15 protein-coding genes are annotated in these 15,033 nt (G+C 72.3%); 5 read left to right on the top strand and 10 right to left on the bottom strand.

The annotated features are described in order from the left end of the window. Genes VF612_RS16620 through VF612_RS16605 form a run of 4 tightly spaced genes read left to right on the top strand, consistent with a single transcriptional unit; the run spans position 1 to position 4,214 of the window. Positions 1 to 1,149, top strand: a complete 1,149-nt coding sequence (locus tag VF612_RS16620) for an acyl-CoA dehydrogenase family protein (RefSeq protein WP_408660965.1) — start codon at positions 1 to 3, stop codon at positions 1,147 to 1,149. An 11-nt stretch (positions 1,150 to 1,160) separates the two neighbouring features. Next, positions 1,161 to 1,745 (top strand): 4'-phosphopantetheinyl transferase family protein, encoded by a 585-nt coding sequence (locus VF612_RS16615; RefSeq protein WP_408660964.1) that lies wholly within the window; start codon positions 1,161 to 1,163, stop codon positions 1,743 to 1,745. Further along, positions 1,742 to 2,677: a hypothetical protein gene (locus VF612_RS16610; RefSeq protein WP_408660963.1), complete on the top strand. Its 936-nt coding sequence runs from the start codon at positions 1,742 to 1,744 to the stop codon at positions 2,675 to 2,677. The genes VF612_RS16615 and VF612_RS16610 overlap by 4 nt, the downstream gene beginning before the upstream one ends. Beyond that, positions 2,670 to 4,214: an AMP-binding protein gene (locus VF612_RS16605; RefSeq protein ID WP_408660962.1), complete on the top strand. Its 1,545-nt coding sequence runs from the start codon at positions 2,670 to 2,672 to the stop codon at positions 4,212 to 4,214. The genes VF612_RS16610 and VF612_RS16605 overlap by 8 nt, the downstream gene beginning before the upstream one ends. A gap of 61 nt (positions 4,215 to 4,275) precedes the next feature. Here VF612_RS16605 and VF612_RS16600 read toward each other — a convergent pair whose 3' ends face one another. The 9 genes from VF612_RS16600 to VF612_RS16560 all read right to left on the bottom strand — a co-directional run bounded on the left by VF612_RS16600 (position 4,276) and on the right by VF612_RS16560 (position 13,976). Then, entirely contained in the window at positions 4,276 to 6,006 is a 1,731-nt protein-coding gene (locus VF612_RS16600; RefSeq protein ID WP_408660961.1) for a GerMN domain-containing protein, read from the bottom strand. After that, a complete protein-coding gene (mtrB, locus tag VF612_RS16595; protein WP_408660960.1) occupies positions 6,003 to 7,649 on the bottom strand; it encodes an MtrAB system histidine kinase MtrB in 1,647 nt (548 codons plus the stop codon). The genes VF612_RS16600 and mtrB overlap by 4 nt, the downstream gene beginning before the upstream one ends. Beyond that, on the bottom strand, positions 7,646 to 8,335 hold the full coding sequence (gene mtrA / locus VF612_RS16590) for an MtrAB system response regulator MtrA (protein WP_408660959.1): 690 nt from the start codon (positions 8,333 to 8,335) through the stop codon (positions 7,646 to 7,648). The genes mtrB and mtrA overlap by 4 nt, the downstream gene beginning before the upstream one ends. 81 nt (positions 8,336 to 8,416) lie before the next feature. After that, positions 8,417 to 9,625 (bottom strand): mannose-6-phosphate isomerase, class I, encoded by a 1,209-nt coding sequence (gene manA, locus VF612_RS16585; protein ID WP_408660958.1) that lies wholly within the window; start codon positions 9,623 to 9,625, stop codon positions 8,417 to 8,419. Next, positions 9,622 to 10,602, bottom strand: coding sequence for a cation diffusion facilitator family transporter (locus VF612_RS16580; RefSeq protein ID WP_408660957.1), 981 nt, complete (start codon positions 10,600 to 10,602; stop codon positions 9,622 to 9,624). The genes manA and VF612_RS16580 overlap by 4 nt, the downstream gene beginning before the upstream one ends. Before the next feature lie 79 nt (positions 10,603 to 10,681). Then, positions 10,682 to 11,815, bottom strand: a complete 1,134-nt coding sequence (locus tag VF612_RS16575; RefSeq protein ID WP_408660956.1) for an SIS domain-containing protein — start codon at positions 11,813 to 11,815, stop codon at positions 10,682 to 10,684. Continuing rightward, positions 11,812 to 12,075, bottom strand: a complete 264-nt coding sequence (locus VF612_RS16570; RefSeq protein ID WP_408660955.1) for a Trm112 family protein — start codon at positions 12,073 to 12,075, stop codon at positions 11,812 to 11,814. Before VF612_RS16570 ends, VF612_RS16575 begins: the two co-directional genes overlap by 4 nt. Before the next feature lie 10 nt (positions 12,076 to 12,085). After that, on the bottom strand, positions 12,086 to 13,459 hold the full coding sequence (locus VF612_RS16565) for a phosphomannomutase/phosphoglucomutase (protein ID WP_408660954.1): 1,374 nt from the start codon (positions 13,457 to 13,459) through the stop codon (positions 12,086 to 12,088). 157 nt (positions 13,460 to 13,616) lie between these two features. After that, entirely contained in the window at positions 13,617 to 13,976 is a 360-nt protein-coding gene (locus VF612_RS16560; RefSeq protein WP_408660953.1) for a DUF3499 domain-containing protein, read from the bottom strand. A gap of 145 nt (positions 13,977 to 14,121) precedes the next feature. Between VF612_RS16560 and VF612_RS16555 the strand changes: the two genes are divergently transcribed. Beyond that, a complete protein-coding gene (locus VF612_RS16555; protein ID WP_408660952.1) occupies positions 14,122 to 14,601 on the top strand; it encodes a metallopeptidase family protein in 480 nt (159 codons plus the stop codon). Positions 14,602 to 14,617: 16 nt separating this feature from the next. On the opposite strand, the gene VF612_RS16550 is transcribed toward VF612_RS16555, so the two are convergent. Beyond that, positions 14,618 to 14,878 (bottom strand): WhiB family transcriptional regulator, encoded by a 261-nt coding sequence (locus VF612_RS16550; protein ID WP_408660993.1) that lies wholly within the window; start codon positions 14,876 to 14,878, stop codon positions 14,618 to 14,620. Positions 14,879 to 15,033 lie beyond the last annotated feature (155 nt).

The raw sequence follows: 15,033 nt of genomic DNA, 5'->3' as shown, positions 1-15,033 counted from the left end.
ATGCTCACGCCGGCCGCCGCACCGCCGGAAGCCACGGACTCCGGCGCTGCCCGGTACCGCGCTCGGGTTGCCGCAGCGCTGGATTCGCTTCCGGCTGCCGCCGATGCCGGGCGGGTGTGGTCCGCGCTGGGGTCAGCCGGCCTGCTGGCAGAGCTCTACCGTGCCGATGCCGAGGCGGTCGGCGTGCGTGCTGACCGGCTGCGGGCGCTGCTGACCGAGCTTGACCGCCGCGACGACGCCGGGATCACGCTGTCGGTGTGCGTCCAGGTGGCAAGCGCGTTGCCGCTGCTGCTGTCAGCCGGGCAGGATCTCCTGCGCCCGATGCTCGATCGGTTGCTGTCCGGAGACCAGCTGGTAGCCCTTGCCGCGACCGATGCCGCGTCGGCCGGCTCGGACCTGACCGGCATGTCCACCTCGGCGGAGCTGCTGGCCGACCGGGTGGTGCTGACCGGCACGAAGACGTGGATCACCAACGCCCTGACCTGCTCGGAGTTCCTGGTGCTCGCCCGGCACCGTCCGGGCCGGCATTTCACCGCCTTCACCTGGATTCTGGTGCCTGCCGGGGCGCCGGGTGTCCAGGTCCGCGCCGGGGCCGCGCAGGCCTTCGCCGGCGCGGGCATCGGTGATGTCGAGTTCGACCGCGTGGAGGTTCCGCTGACCCGGGTAGTCGGGCGGCCGGGCCGCGGCTTGGCCAGTTTCGCCCAGCACATCACCCGCGAGCGGCTCGCCGGCGCGCAATGGGCGCTGGCGATGACCACGCGGGCGCTGGACCAGACCCGGGCCCTGCTGCGGTCGCGTTCCAGCGACGGCACTCCGCTCTGGGACAACCCGGCGGTGCGCCAGCGCTTCGCCGATGCGCTGGTACGGCAGCAGATGCTCGCCTGTCTGGTCATCGCCCAGGAGGACCGCCTCGGCAGGACCTTCGATGCCACGGGCGCCGCGGTCCTCAAGGTGGCCGCGACCCAGACCGCTGAGCTGGTGCTCTCGACCTGCGTCCGGCTGCAGGCCGCGCAAGGGTATCTGCCCGGTGGCGCGGTGCGCCTGCAAGCCGAAGCCGCCGTGTTCGGCATCGGTGGCGGGACGACGGATCTGATGCTGGCGGCTATCGCCGACCGGGCAGCGGACTTGCTGCCGAGCCGCACGCCATGAAGGTCATCCGGGTGAGCGGGGATCCAGAGGTGTGGGTGGCGACCCAGGAGGCCGGCGCCGTGCGCGGCATGGCAACGCCCTCGGACGTGCAGGCCGCACCCGACCAGCCACGGTGGCGGCGTGCGGAATTCCTGGCCGGCCGCCGCCTGCTGCGGGAGCTGTTGCGGGCGGTCGCGCCCGAGCACGCCGAACGTGCCATCGTGGCCGAGGTGTCCGGACGCCCGGTGCTGGCAGGAGCCGACCGGCTCGCCGTCAGCGTGTCCCATGACGGTGACCGGATCGCGGCCGGAGTCGGCCGCTGCGGCTGCCTCGGTGTCGACATCCAGCTGCCGCCGGCCGAGCTGTCCGAGGCCGTGGTCAAGCGCTGTGTCCGGTCGCCGCTGCCATCCGATCCAGCCGAGCGAGCACTCGAATTCGCCTGGATCTGGAGCATCCAGGAAGCCTGTGTCAAGGCGTCCGGCCAGGGCATGGCCGGTGCTCCCTGGCTGATCGAGGTCCAGCCGGGAGCCGTGACCGGGCGCTGGGGTGAGTACCGCTGGCAGGCGTTGCGCGAGTCGGGCATCCCGCTCAGCTGTGCCTACGAGGTGGCTCGATGACCGGCTGTGAAGCAGCCCGGTCGAAGGCCACCGGCCTCGCGCCGGCCCGCCTCAGCTGCTACACGGCGTCGCTGATCACCCTTCTGCACAGGGACGATCCCGGTGTCCTCGAGCGCTTCGGCCCCGCGGTGCGGCTCCGGGTCCGAACCGACTCGGTGGCGCCGCGGTTCTCCCAGCACGACCGGTTGGACGTTCGGGCGGCAACCGCCCTCGGCTACACCGGCGCCGGCGACTGGGCTGGCGCCCTGGACCGGCTTGCCGCGGACGTCGACGCCGACGGCACTGTCATCGCAGTGGCTGATGCCGCGAGGTTGCCGTGGTCGCCGCTGCATGGCCGGGCCAGCTCACCGCACTGGGTCCTGGTCTCCCGCGCCAGGCGTGGCTGGTCGGTGCTGGACCCGTTCGAAGCACTGCTGCCCGAAGGCGTCGCGCATGCCACCGAGGCCGTGGTCGACGACGCCGGGCTGGCCGAGCTGCTGAATCCGAGCAGCGACCAGCCAGCGCACCTGCGGGCGCGCGATGAGATGGCGCTGGGGCAGCAGGTGCCGTCACCGCCAAGTCACTGTTACCGCTGGCTCAGGCGCGAGCCGGCCCGGCGGCAGATCGAGGTGGGTTGCTGGACGGCGGACACCGGAGCCAGCCTGGACTGGATCACCGCCCGGCTTGCGGCTCAACCAGAGTTGGTGTCCCTCTGGCAACAGGACCTGTGGGCCGCGGCCCGCCACCACGAAGCCGCTCTGAAGGATCTCGCCGAGTCCGATGAGCGCACCGCCGACCGGGTGGCTGCCTGGGCCGAGCTGCCCCGCGCCATGCGCTTCGCGGCGGACTCTGCCGCCCGTGGCCGGCCCCGGCTCGGCCTCGCGCAGCTCACCATCAAGCGGCTCGCCGACCTTGAGCATGCCGCCCTCGACAAGGAGAACGCCCATGTCTGACACCCTCGACGCCTGGTTCCGGCGAAGCGCCGCGGCCCACCCGGACGACTGCGCGATCGAGGTGGACGGGAACCAGGTGAGCTACCACGGCTTGGACCTGCTGGTGCGCCAGGCTGCCGAGCAGATCCTGACCGCCCGGCAGGGCGTGCCGCCACGGCGGGTCGGCCTGCTGGCGAACCGGGACCTGAGCACCTACATCGGGTACCTGGCCGCCCTGCGGTTGGGCAGCACCGTCGTCCCCCTCAACCCGCTCTTTCCCGACGAGCGCAATGGCGCCATCGTGCGGGCCGCCGGGCCGGAGGTCGTGCTGACCGGAGCCGGCCAGCAGGTCGCCTTCAGTGACCAGCCGACGCTGCGGGTAGCCGATACCGTGCTGCCCGAGCCCGCGCTGTACGAAGGCCCCTGCGGCGCTGCCGACGCCGGCGACATCGCCTACATCCTGTTCACCTCGGGGTCGACCGGCCGTCCCAAGGGAGTGCCGATCAGCCACCGCGCGGTCGATGCCTACCTGCGGCACGTGATCCCCCGCTACGAGCTGGGGCCGGGCTGCCGGCTCTCCCACACCTTCGACCTCACCTTCGACCCATCGGTGTTCGACCTCTTCGCCGCCTGGGGATCGGGCGCGACCCTGGTGGTGCCCTCCCGGCAGGAGCTGTTGTCCCCGGCCCGTTTCGTCAACGGCAGGCGGATCACCCACTGGTGCTCGGTGCCTTCCATCGTGTCCTTCGCAGCACGCCTGCGAGGCCTGGGTCCAGCTGTGATGCCCGACCTGCGCTGGAGCATGTTCGTGGGCGAGGCGCTCACCGAGACGGCCGCTCAGGCGTGGCAGCGAGCGGCGCCCACCAGCGTCATCGAAAACATCTACGGACCGACCGAGCTGACCATCAGCTGCACGGAATTCCGGTTGCCGCAGGACCCGGCCAACTGGCCCAGGACCAGCAACGGCACCGTGCCGATCGGCGCCCTCTACCCCAGCCTGGAATGCGTGCTGGTGGGCGAGGACGGCCGGGCCGACCCGCTGGAGGGCGAACTCTGCGTCCGGGGGCCGCAGCGCTTCGACGGCTATCACGACCCCGCCGATGACATCGGCCGGTTCTACACCGAGGACAACGGCCGTTTCACCGCCTATGACGGCAGCGTGGCGCTGACAGCCCTGCACTGGTACCGCACCGGCGACCTGGTCAGCACCACCCCGGACGGATTGCTCCACCGGGGCCGGCTGGACACCCAGCTCAAGCTCAGGGGTTACCGCGTGGAGCTGTCGGAGATCGAGCAGTGCCTGCGCAACCTGCCCGGTGTGATGGATGCGGTGGTAGTGCCGCTGACCGGCAGCGACGGCGAGGTCGAGCTTCGAGCGATGTACACCGGGCTGGCGCAGGAGGAGGACGCGGCGCGGGACGCTCTGAGCGCGGTGCTGCCGACCTACATGGTCCCCCGGTCACTCGTGCTGGCAGCCGAACTGCCCCTCAACGCCAATGGCAAGATCGACCGGCGGGCCGTGGCAGCCCAGCTCAGCCTGAGCGCTGCCGAACTGTAGGCCGTCGACCGGGGCTCTGCTCGGCCCGCTGTCGCGCCGGTCGTCGGCCCAACGCGCGAGGTCAGGGCGCGTAGACCGGGTTGGTGCCCTGGGTCGGGGTGTTGCCCGGGAACGTGGTCCACGTGCTCCGGGGTCCCAAGATCCACATCGAGTTGCTGGCCGAGACCAGCGGCCACTGCTGGGACGCGGCGGCGATCGAGGTCGGGGCGCCCGGCAGCCCGATGTTGGTCAGCCCGCTCAGCGCCGAGCCGTCCGACATGACCTGCCAGACCCGGGTCTCGTCGTTCGGCACCCGCGCCACCAGCAGCAGCTTGGTGGCATCTGCCCAGGCCACGTCGTTGACCACCAGCCGGGCCGGGGTCAGCGGCTCGAACGAGTCGATCCGGACGTCGCTGGCGGAGGTGACCACCGAACCCATCCAGGCGGTGGTGGTCCCGTCCGCGGCGCGCAGCACGGCAGCCAGCCGCACCCCGTCCGAGCTGAACCGCAGCGCCAGCACCTGCCCGGGTGGCAGCCCGCCGACCGGCGAGGTGATCGAGACCTGCTCCGGAACGCCGTCCAGGTTGATCCGGAAGATCGCGCCCTTGGTGCCGACGCCGATCCAGGCGTCGTTGGCGTGCGGCCGCCATTCCGGACGGCTCAACGCGCCGGCGGGCAGCGTCACCCTGGAGAGCTTGGTGGTCGAGCCCATCTGGAGGACGTTGCCGGCCACCGCGGCGACCTGCAGGTCACCGGCGGCATTGCGGCGCAGCGCCACCGAGGTCAAGCCGCTGCCGGGCTGCCCCAGCGGGCCACCGACCGGCTTGTTGTCGATGCCGTCGATGACCGCGCCGTCGCGCAGGAAGTAGGGCTGCACACCGGGCGCGACGCTGTCCGGGCCCACCGAGGAGAACGTCACCGACGTGAAGACCGAGCCGCGCGCGAGCGGAATGACCACCGCACGCCCCGAGTCGGTCAGCTTGACCTGGGCGCCGGGCACGAACCGGATCTGGGCCAGGGTGTAGGCGAGCTGGGCGGCCAACCGGTTGCGGGCGTTGCCGTCCAGCTGGCCGGTGCCGGGCATCTCCACCACGATCGGGTCGCTGTCGACGACGGTGGGCCGGCCGACCTGGTCGGGCACCTCGTTGGTCACCGCCTGGGTGAGCTCCGGACGCGGACCGGCCAGCAGCGCCGCGAGCAACCAGGTGGCCAGCGCCTGGCCGCTCAGAGCGCTGTAGCGCACGTCCGGCACCAGGGTCGCTTCGGCGGCGTCGAAGAAGTAGAGCCGGCGGGCCTGGTAGGACCGCTGGAAGGCCGACTGGCTGAGCAGCACCCCGGTCTGCAGCTGGTCGATCCGCCACTGCCCATCGACCTGGACCAGCTCGAAGGTGAAGGTTTCCAGATCCCCGACGCCGGTGCCCTTCAACGAGGGGCTGAACACGCCGGTGGCATCCAGCTGGCCGGCTCGGCGCCCCTTGACCTCGACCGTGGCCCCCCGGCCGGTGATGGTCGGCACTCCGACGGTGGTCTCATCGACGACCGTCACGGTGCTGTCCTGCCACTTGCGGGATGCCCGGGTGGTGAGGAACTGCCTGGACTGGGAATGCCCGGCGTTGGCGGCCACCCCGGCGGTCAGGAAGTCGTAGACGATGTCGCGCGGAGCGGCCCCGGCGCGTGGAGTGGTGTTCGGCTGCGGGCCACCCGGATCGGTCCGGTCGACGGTGCGCACCACCAGCGGCGCCGAGTCCGTGGGCACCCCCGTGCAGCCGACCAGCAGCAGCGCAGCCGTCAGCAGCCCGATCAAACCCCTCATGCCAGCACCTCCGGCGGCTCCAGCGGCAGCGGCGAGCTGTCCAGCTCCCCGCCGGCCACCCGGGGCAGCGTCATCCGGAACACCGCGCCGCGCCCGCGGGCCCCCCAGGCCTGCAGCCAGCCGTGGTGCAGCCGGACGTCCTCGAGGCTGATCGCCAGGCCCAGGCCCGTGCCGCCGGTCAGCCGGCTGCGCGACGGGTCGCCGCGCCAGAACCTGTTGAACACCAGGGCAGCCTCCCCGGGCCGCAGGCCGACTCCCTCGTCGCGCACCGTGACCGCCACCGACTCCTCGTCCGCGCCGAGCCGGACGGTCACCGGCCGGCCCTCGGCATGGTCCAGGGCGTTGCCGAGCAGGTTGCGCAGCACCCGCTCGACCCGCCGGGCGTCCACCTCGGCAAGCACCTGCCGGTCCCCGAGTTCGGCCCGCAGCTCCACCCCGTGCCGGGCGGCCAGCGGCACGGCAGCAGCCACCGCGCGCTCGACGATGCCGCGGAGGTCGACCTGCTCGGTCTCCAGGTACGCCGCGCCCGCGTCGTAGCGGGAGATCTCCAGCAGGTCGCCCAGCAGGCTCTCGAACCGGTCCAGCTCGTTGGTCAGCAGCTCGACCGAGCGGGCCAGCTCGGGAGGGAAGTCCTCCCGGCTGCCGTAGAGCAGCTCGGCGGCCATCCGGATGGTGGTCAGCGGCGTCCGCAGCTCGTGCGAGACGTCGGAGGTGAACCGCTGCTGCAGCCGGGAGAGGTTCTCCAACCGCTGGATCTGCTGCTGCAGGCTGTTGGCCATGTCGTTGAACGACTCGCCGAGCAGCGCGATGTCATCCTCGCCAGAGACCTTGATCCGCTCCGACAGCGCGCCGCCGGCCAGCCGCCCGGCGGTCTGCGCGGCCACCCGGACCGGCCGGACGACCTGGCGGGTCACCAGCGCCGCGATCGCGGCCACCAGCAGCACCAGGGCCAGCCCGGCGATCAGGACGGTGCGCTGCACCAGCCCCAGGGTCTTCTGCTCAGCGGTCAGCGGGAACAGGTAGTACAGCTCGAACGTGCCGGCCTGGGTGGTCAGCGGCTGGCCGACGATCAGGCCCGGCGCCTCACCGGACTGCCCGGGCACCCGGACGGGGGCGTACTGCACCGCCATCGTCCCCCGATCGACCTGGCGGCGCAGCTCGTCCGGGAGCTGCTGGGTGACCCCCAGCTGCCGGTTCACGGCCTGGTCGGTGGAGCGGACCACCTTGGTGAACAGCGCGCCGCCGAGCGCCCCGGTGGACCGGGTGGGGTCGGAGGTGATCTGGTCGACGGCCTGCCGGATGCCGCTGAGGTCACCGGGGGTGAGTCCCTCGAACTGGGCCAGAGCCGCTTCCAGGCCGAGCGAGGCCTGGCTGATCGCGGCATCGCGCTTGGCCTTCAGCACGCCCTTGCCGATCTGGTCCACCAGGAACAGCCCGATCAGCAACACGATCAGGCCGGTGACGATGGTGGTGGTGGCTGCCACGCGCAGTTGCAGCGAGCGCCGCCAGGCGGCCGACAGCCGCATCAGACCGGGACGGGACCGGCGGTTCAGCCAGTCGGCGCCGCCCTGCAGCTGGTGGCCCAGCCGGGCCGGCAGGGTCTCCAGCCCGCTCTGGATCGAGCTCCGCGCGACCGGGTTCACGGCGGCCCGGCTTTATACCCGACTCCGCGGACGGTCAGCACCACCTCGGGACGCTCCGGGTCGCGCTCGACCTTGGACCGCAGCCGCTGCACGTGCACGTTCACCAGCCGGGTGTCGGCGGCGTGCCGGTAACCCCAGACCTGCTCCAGCAGCACCTCGCGGGTGAACACCTGCCGGGGCTTGCGGGCCAGCGCCACCAGCAGGTCGAACTCCAGCGGGGTCAGCGAGATCTGCACGCCGTCCCGGACCACCTGGTGGGCCTGGACGTCGATGCTGACCGGCGATTCCGGCGGCCCGATCAGCAGCGTCTCGCCGCCGGCCTCGTCGTAGCGGCGCAGCCGGGCCCGCATCCGGGCGGTGAGCTCCTTGGGCTTGAACGGCTTGACCACGTAGTCGTCGGCGCCCGATTCCAGGCCCAGCACGATGTCGACGGTGTCGGTCTTGGCGGTCAGCATGATGATGGGGGTGCCCGACTCAGCCCGGATCGCGCGGCAGACGTCGATCCCGCTCATGCCCGGCAGCATCAGGTCCAGCAGCACGATGTCGGGCTTGACCTCGCGGAAGGCGGCCAGCGCTCTGGAGCCGTCAGGCACGAACGCGGGTTCGAAACCTTCGGTGCGCAGCACGATGCCGAGCATCTCGGCCAGGGAGGAGTCGTCGTCGACTACCAGAACGCGGGGCTTCATGGGTCCTATCGTGGCACCTGGACTGCTGAACCGCTGGCAGGACGCCCCACGGCCGGAGCCGTCCCTATTTTAGCGCCGCGATCACAGGTTGGTGCTGACGATGAAGACCTGGCCGGTTCCCGATACCGCGCAGGCGGGCTCTCCCGGAGCGACGTAGACCGATTCCCAGCGCCGGATCGTCCGGTCTTCGGTCCCGCAGGCCAGGCTGGCCTCGCCAGGGCCGCTGAGCACCAGATGCGGGCCGTCCGGCGGCAGCCGGAGCTGGCCGGCAGCCGGGTCCAGCACCGACAGCCGGAAGTCGGGCACCGGGACCTCGTACACCAGCTGGCCCTCGGCCGGCCGGCTCGGCGGCCAGCGCGGGTCGGCGACGCTGCTGAAGTCGGCCACCCGGAGCAGCTCCGGGATGTCGACGTGCTTGGGGGTCAGCCCGCAGCGCAGCACGTTGTCGCTGTTGGCCAGGATCTCCAGGCACATCCCCCGCAGGTAGGCGTGCACGTTGCCGGCGCCCAGGTAGATCGCCTCGCCCGGGGCCAGCCGGACGTAGTTGAGCAGCAGCGCCAGCACCGCGCCGATGTCGCCGGGAAAGTCCTGCGCGGCCAGCGCCGAGGCGCGCGCCGCCCCGGCCCACGGGCCGCCCTGCTCCGCCAGCCGCCGGCAGCCCGCGACGGTCGCCTCGACCAGCCGCTCGCGAGCGGTCCCGGTCAGGCTCAGCAGCGTGGTGAAGGTCGCCCGCAGCCCGTCCTCGCCGGCCAGCAGCGGCAGGTAGCCGGCCAGCTCCGGAACCTCCAGGGCGTCGAGCAGCTCCAGGGTGGCCGGCACCGGGCGGAATCCGCAGAAGGCGTCGAACTCGGTCAGGGCGTAGGCCAGCTCCGGCTTGTGGTTGGCATCGCGGTAGTTGCGCCCGGCCGATCCGCGCGGCGCCCCGGTGGCCTCCTCGGCCGCGAAGCCGGCCTCGGCCTGTGCCCGGCTCGGGTGCACCTGCAGGGACAGCGTGCGGTCGGCGGCCAGCACCTTCATCAGGAACGGCAACCGGGGCCCGAACGCCGCCAGGCTCGCCTCGCCCAGCCACCGCTGCGGGCACCGGCCGATCAGCTCGTCCAGGGCCGGCCGGTCCGGATGTTCCGACCAGCGCGACGGATCGGCCGGATGGGCGCCCATCCACAGCTCGGCGGCCGGCCGCCCGGTGGGCTCGATGCCCAGCAGCCCGGGGATCGCCTCGATCGAGCCCCAGGCGTACTCGCGGATCGCGTTGTCCAGCGCGAGCAGCCGCGGGTGGTCCGCAGAGGTCATCCGGCGGCTCCCTCCCGGAGCTCGGGGTGGTTGCCCTTCCGGAGCTTGGGCTGGTCTCCCTCGCGAAGCTCGGGCTGGTAGATGTCGGGCTCGAGGTAGATCACCCGGGCGGCGGGCTCCGCGCCGCGGATCCGGGACTCGGCGGCGTTGATCGCGGCGGCGACGTCGGCCAGCGAGCTGTCCGGCGCCATCGACACCTTGGCCGCGACCAGGACCTCGTCCGGGCCCAGGTGCATGGTCCGGTGGTGGATCACCCCGGTGATGCCCTCTCCGACCAGCGCCTTCTCGATCCGCGACACCGCCTCCGGGCTCGCCGCCTCGCCGAGCACCAGGCTCTTGGTCTCGATGATCAGGATGATCGCCACCACGATCAGCAGCACGCCGATCGCGGCGGTGCCGATGCCGTCCCAGATCGGCTCGTCCAGCAGCGCGCTGAGCCCGACGCCGAACAGCGCCAGGATCAGCCCGACCAGGGCCGCGAGGTCCTCCAGCAGGACGACCGGGAGCTCGGGCACCTTGGCCCGGCGGATGAATTCCGGCCAGCTGGCGTCGCCCTTGGGGGCGCGGGACTCGCGGATGGCGGTACGGAAGGACAGCGACTCCAGGATGATCGCCACCACCAGCACCCCGATCGCGATCTGCGGCGAGTCGATGTGGTGCGGATTGGTGATCTTGTGGATGCCCTCGTAGAGCGCGAACAGGCCACCGGCGGTGAACAACACCAGCGCCACCAGGAACCCGTAGACGTAGCGGTCCCGGCCGTACCCGAACGGGTGCTCGGCGGTCGCCCGCCGCCGGGACCGCCGGCCGCCGAGCAGCAGCAGCCCCTGGTTGCCCGAGTCGGCCAGCGAGTGCACGGACTCGGCCAGCATGGAGGAGGACCCGGTGATCAGGAACGCGATGAACTTGATCACGGCGATGCCGAGGTTGGCCAGCAGCGCGGCCAGCACCGCCTTGGTGCCGCTGTGGGCGCTCATGCGGGGACTCCGTGGCTATGGCGATTGGCGGCGCGGCGGCGTGCGGGATGGGCGGTGCGGCGGTCGGCGATGCAGCGGTTCAATGTGGCAGCTCCCCTAGTCTCGGCGCGGACGGATCTATTCCTCGGGCCAATGCCAGATAGGTCGCGGCGAAGTCGCCGGTGGCCGAGGCGGCGGCGAACCGGACCAGCGGCGGCGCGTCGGGCACCAGGATCCGGGAGCTGCCGATGCCGCGGCTTGCGGCCAGGCCCGCCAGCGCCGATCCCGCGCGCCGGCCGGCGTCATCGCCCAGGCTGTCCCACTGGGTGTCCTGCGGCTCGCCGTACCGGTCGTCGTCGCCGATCAGCACCAGTCGCGGCCGCACCCGGGGCTCGGACACCCGGTCGGCGAAGAAGTCGGCGTCGGTGGTGGCGAACTCCAGCAGCGAGCCGATCCGGGCGACGTCGTCGGGCAGCGCCGCGGCCATCGCCGTAGACCCCCCGATCAGCTGGACCGCCCCGGCGAACCGCCTGGCGGCCACGGTGGCGCCCCGGCCGATGCCGGCGATCACCGGCACCGACTCGGCGAGCTCGGCGGCCAAGAGCTTGGCGGGTCCGGTGTAGGCCGAGGAGTCCGGCCGGTCGGTCTCGGCAACCCCGTCCAGGCTGTCGGCGACGGCGGCCATCAGGTGTGCCGTCGGCGCCAGGCCCAGCGCATCGAGCGCCTGCAGCGCCGGCGTCGCCAGCGCCCACCAGGCCGCTCGCGGCGGCACCGAGGCCAGGTAGCTGACGTCGGCCACGGGATGCCGGCCTGCCGCGGCGCCCACCGGGGACCTGACCGGAGCGGCCACCGCCACCACCATGCCGCGCCGGTCGGCCTGCGCCACCAGCTCGGCCAGCCGGGGATGCCGGCCGTCGGCCGAGACCACCACCAGGGCGTCGGCGGGGCCCGCCCAGCGGGGCAGGACCGGGTCCCGCCAGTCGAGCACCGGAGCATCAGCCGAGGCGAGCGCGGCCAGCAGGCTGGACAGGTACGGGGCAGCGGCGTCCGGGGCGATCAGCACCGCCCGGGGCGGCTCCGAGCCGCGCAGCCGTTCCACACCGAACTCCCCGGCCGTCTCGATGCCCCGGCGCACCTGGGCTCCGGCTCCGGCCAGCGCGCGGAGCAGCCCGCCGCGATCGGCCTGGATCAGCGCCTGCGGGTCGTCCAGCAGCTCGTGCTGGAAGGAGCTCACCCGGTCGTCCCGGGCTGGTCGCCTGCGGGCTGGGCAGGGTCGGCGGGCTGATCGGGGTCGGCGGCAGGGGTGCCGAGGCCACGCGGGCCCGGCGTCGCCTCGTCGGCGAGCAGCACCGGGATGCCGTCGGAGATCGGGAACCGGCTCAGGCACGACGTGCAGACCAGCTGCTCGCCGGCGGTGGTGGTCTCCAGCCGCAGCGGAGCGTGGTCAGCGCTGGGGCAGGCCAGGATCGAGAGCAGATCGGCCGAAATGGACACGTCGAATCTCCTAGGACCGGATCACGGCCAGCGCTTCGTCGCGGATCGCGGCCAGCGCGGCAGAGGTGGGCGCTTCGACGTTGAGCCGAAGCAGTGGTTCGGTGTTCGAGGCCCGGACGTTGAGCCAGGAGCCGTCGACCAGCTCGAGGGTGAGGCCGTCCAGGGTATCGGTGGCCGCCGTCCGGTCGGCGAAGCGCTCGCGCACCGCGGCCACCCGGCCGGCCTGGTCGAGAACCTTGGAGTTGATCTCGCCCGAGGCCTGGTAGCGCTCGTAGCCGGCGGTCAGCTCGGCCAGCGTGCCGTCCTGCTCGCCCAGGGCAGCCAGCACGTGCATCGCCGCGAGCATCCCGGTGTCGGCGCGCCAGAAGTCGCGGAAGTAGTAGTGCGCCGAGTGCTCACCGCCGAACACCGCGTCGGTGACGGCCATCTCGGCCTTGATGTAGGAGTGCCCGACCCGGGTGCGGACCGGCCGGCCGCCATGAGCGGCGATGATCTCCGGCACCGCCTTGGAGGTGATCAGGTTGTGGAGAACCACCGAGCCCGGCGCCTTGGCCAGCTCCCGGACCGCGACCAGCGCGGTGATCGCGCTGGGCGAGATCGGCCTCCCCTCGGCGTCGACGACGAAGCACCGGTCGGCGTCGCCGTCGAAGGCCAGCCCGATGTCGGCTCCGACCTCGACCACCCGGCGCTGCAGGTCGACCAGGTTCGCCGGTTCCAGCGGGTTGGCCTCGTGGTTGGGGAAGCTGCCGTCCAGCTCGAAGTACAGCGGCACGATCTCCAGCGGCAACGGCTCCAGCTCGGCATCGCCCAGCACCGCCGGCACGGTGTAGCCGCCCATCCCGTTGCCGGCGTCGACCACCATCTTCAGCGGCCGCGACCCCGACAGGTCCACCAGGCCGCGCAGGTAGCGGGCGTAGTCGGCCAGCAGCCGCCTGCTGCTGACGGTTCCCCGCTCGGCTGCCGGGGCCGGCAGGCCGCCGTCGAGGTAGCCCTGGGCGGTCTCGCGGATCTGGGTCAGCCCGGACTCCTGCCCGACCGGCTGGGCGCCTGGCAGGCACAGCTTGATCCCGTTGTAGCGGGCCGGGTTGTGGCTCGCGGTGAACATCGCGCCGGCCAGCTGCAGCTGCCCGCTGGCGTAGTACAGCAGGTCGGTCGAGGCCAGCCCGATGTCGACGACGTCGGCGCCCTGGCTGGTGGCTCCGTCGGCGAAGGCGGCCAGCAGCTCGGGACCGGACTCACGCATGTCGTGGCCGGCGGCCAGCTCCCTGACGCCGGTCACGGTCACGAAGGCGGCGCCCAGCGCGCGGGCGACCTCGGGGTTCAACTGCTCCGGAACGATGCCGCGGACGTCGTAGGCCTTCACGATGTCGGAAAGGTTGATCACCTTGCAGATGCCTCTCCCCGGAGGTGGTCGACGCTGAGCAGCGGCTTGCTCAGCATGCGCGGGACGGCGGTTCGCCGCTCCGTCGCCGGTCGTGACCTGCCAGCCTAGGCGAGCCGGCCGGACGGGGCGCACCCCGGTCGCCGAGCGGGACGCCGGATCAGACCGGTGGCGGCACCACGCGCAGGTGGCCACGCCGCCCGGTCAGCCCGGTGTCGTCGGCGCCAGGGGCCGGCCGGGGGACCTCGACCCGGGCCGCCTCCCGGACCGCGTCGGCCAACGCCTCGAGGTCGTCGGCATGCGGGATCGGCGACGGGAACTCCCCGACGTGCCGGACGACCTCCCAGCCCCGGGGCACCGTCAGCCGGACGGCATGCTCCTCGCACAGGTCGTAGGAGTGCGGCTCGGCGAAGGCGGCCAGCGGGCCGACCACTGCCATCGAGTCCGAATAGATGTAGGTCAGCGTCGCGACAGCAGACTGACTGCAGCCTGTGCGGGTACAGCGACGGACATGCCTCACAACGGCCGACCCTAGCCCCCGGTCAGGGCTTTGCCGGTCAGCGCCGTTCGCCGCCGCGTGTCGCCGGTCCCACCGCACCGAGCCGGCCTCACCGCAGAGGCTCGCCAGGCGCGCAAGGCCCGCCAACCGCATAAGCTCGCCAACCATGGGCACCGAGGGGAAGTCTCCGGCTGGCCGGCGTCCGGGCCGCCGCCGCGACCGGCACGGGCGTGGCCTGCGCGGGATGCTGGCGCCCCGGCCGGTGCCGCTCGCGCACAGCCGCGGCGATGCCTTCGATGCGATGGTGCTGCACGCGGTCGATCACCTGCAGCCGCGGCTGGCCGAGCAGCTGGCCCAGGTGGAGTTCGCGGTGGAGGACGTGCCGGACGTCAGCCACTCCGGCCCGGGTGACTTCGATTTCGACGAGGACATCCTCGACGACAACGCGGTGCCGCTGTCGCGGCTGTACCGCAACGGGGTGGCCGGCATCCCGAACCCGGTGATCGTGGTCTACCGGCGGCCGTTGGAGAGCCGGGCCGCGCAGAGCGAGGACCTGGCCGACCTGGTGCATGACGTGGTGGTGGAGCAGCTGGCCCGGCTGCTGGGCCGCTCTACCGAGGAGATCGACCCGCCCGCACCCGAGTGAGCAGCGGTGAGCTGGCTCAGCTGACGCGGCGCTTGACCCGGCGGCGCTCCCGCTCGCTCAGGCCGCCCCAGATGCCGAACCGCTCGTCGTGCTCCAGCGCGTACTCCAGGCACTCGCCCCGCACCTCGCAGCCGACGCAGATCTTCTTGGCCTCGCGGGTCGAGCCGCCCTTCTCGGGGAAGAACGCCTCGGGGTCGGTCTGGGAGCACAGCGCGCGCTCCTGCCAGCTCTGCTCGTCGGGAAGTCCGAAGATGTTGGACAGGTCCGCTTCTGGCAGGTACGAGGTATCGGTCACGGGTGCTCTCCTACTGCGGAATGTGGATGTGGGGCCTACCGGCGCACTGTTCGTATCGGCTGGCTCGATGATCAGGTAAGCCGTACGACACACTTGAAATTACACCCGTGTCGTTACCGATTAGTCAAGCTGAAGTC

It is taken from the genome of Jatrophihabitans sp., from assembly GCF_036388195.1.
Taxonomy (GTDB): Bacteria; Actinomycetota; Actinomycetes; order Mycobacteriales; family Jatrophihabitantaceae; genus Jatrophihabitans_A.
The sequence above is the reverse complement of the archived record's forward strand: the minus strand, read 5'-3'. Positions and strand labels throughout refer to the sequence as shown.

Bases quoted from the DNA above. Each gene is read 5' to 3' on its own strand.
- VF612_RS16620 (WP_408660965.1), top strand. From the start codon at position 1: ATGCTCACGCCGGCCGCCGCACCGCCGGAAGCCACGGACTCCGGCGCT.
- VF612_RS16610 (WP_408660963.1), top strand. From the start codon at position 1,742: ATGACCGGCTGTGAAGCAGCCCGGTCGAAGGCCACCGGCCTCGCGCCG.
- VF612_RS16605 (WP_408660962.1), top strand. From the start codon at position 2,670: ATGTCTGACACCCTCGACGCCTGGTTCCGGCGAAGCGCCGCGGCCCAC.
- VF612_RS16600 (WP_408660961.1), bottom strand. From the start codon at position 6,006: ATGAGGGGTTTGATCGGGCTGCTGACGGCTGCGCTGCTGCTGGTCGGC.
- mtrA (WP_408660959.1), bottom strand. From the start codon at position 8,335: ATGAAGCCCCGCGTTCTGGTAGTCGACGACGACTCCTCCCTGGCCGAG.
- manA (WP_408660958.1), bottom strand. From the start codon at position 9,625: ATGACCTCTGCGGACCACCCGCGGCTGCTCGCGCTGGACAACGCGATC.
- VF612_RS16580 (WP_408660957.1), bottom strand. From the start codon at position 10,602: ATGAGCGCCCACAGCGGCACCAAGGCGGTGCTGGCCGCGCTGCTGGCC.
- VF612_RS16555 (WP_408660952.1), top strand. From the start codon at position 14,122: ATGGGCACCGAGGGGAAGTCTCCGGCTGGCCGGCGTCCGGGCCGCCGC.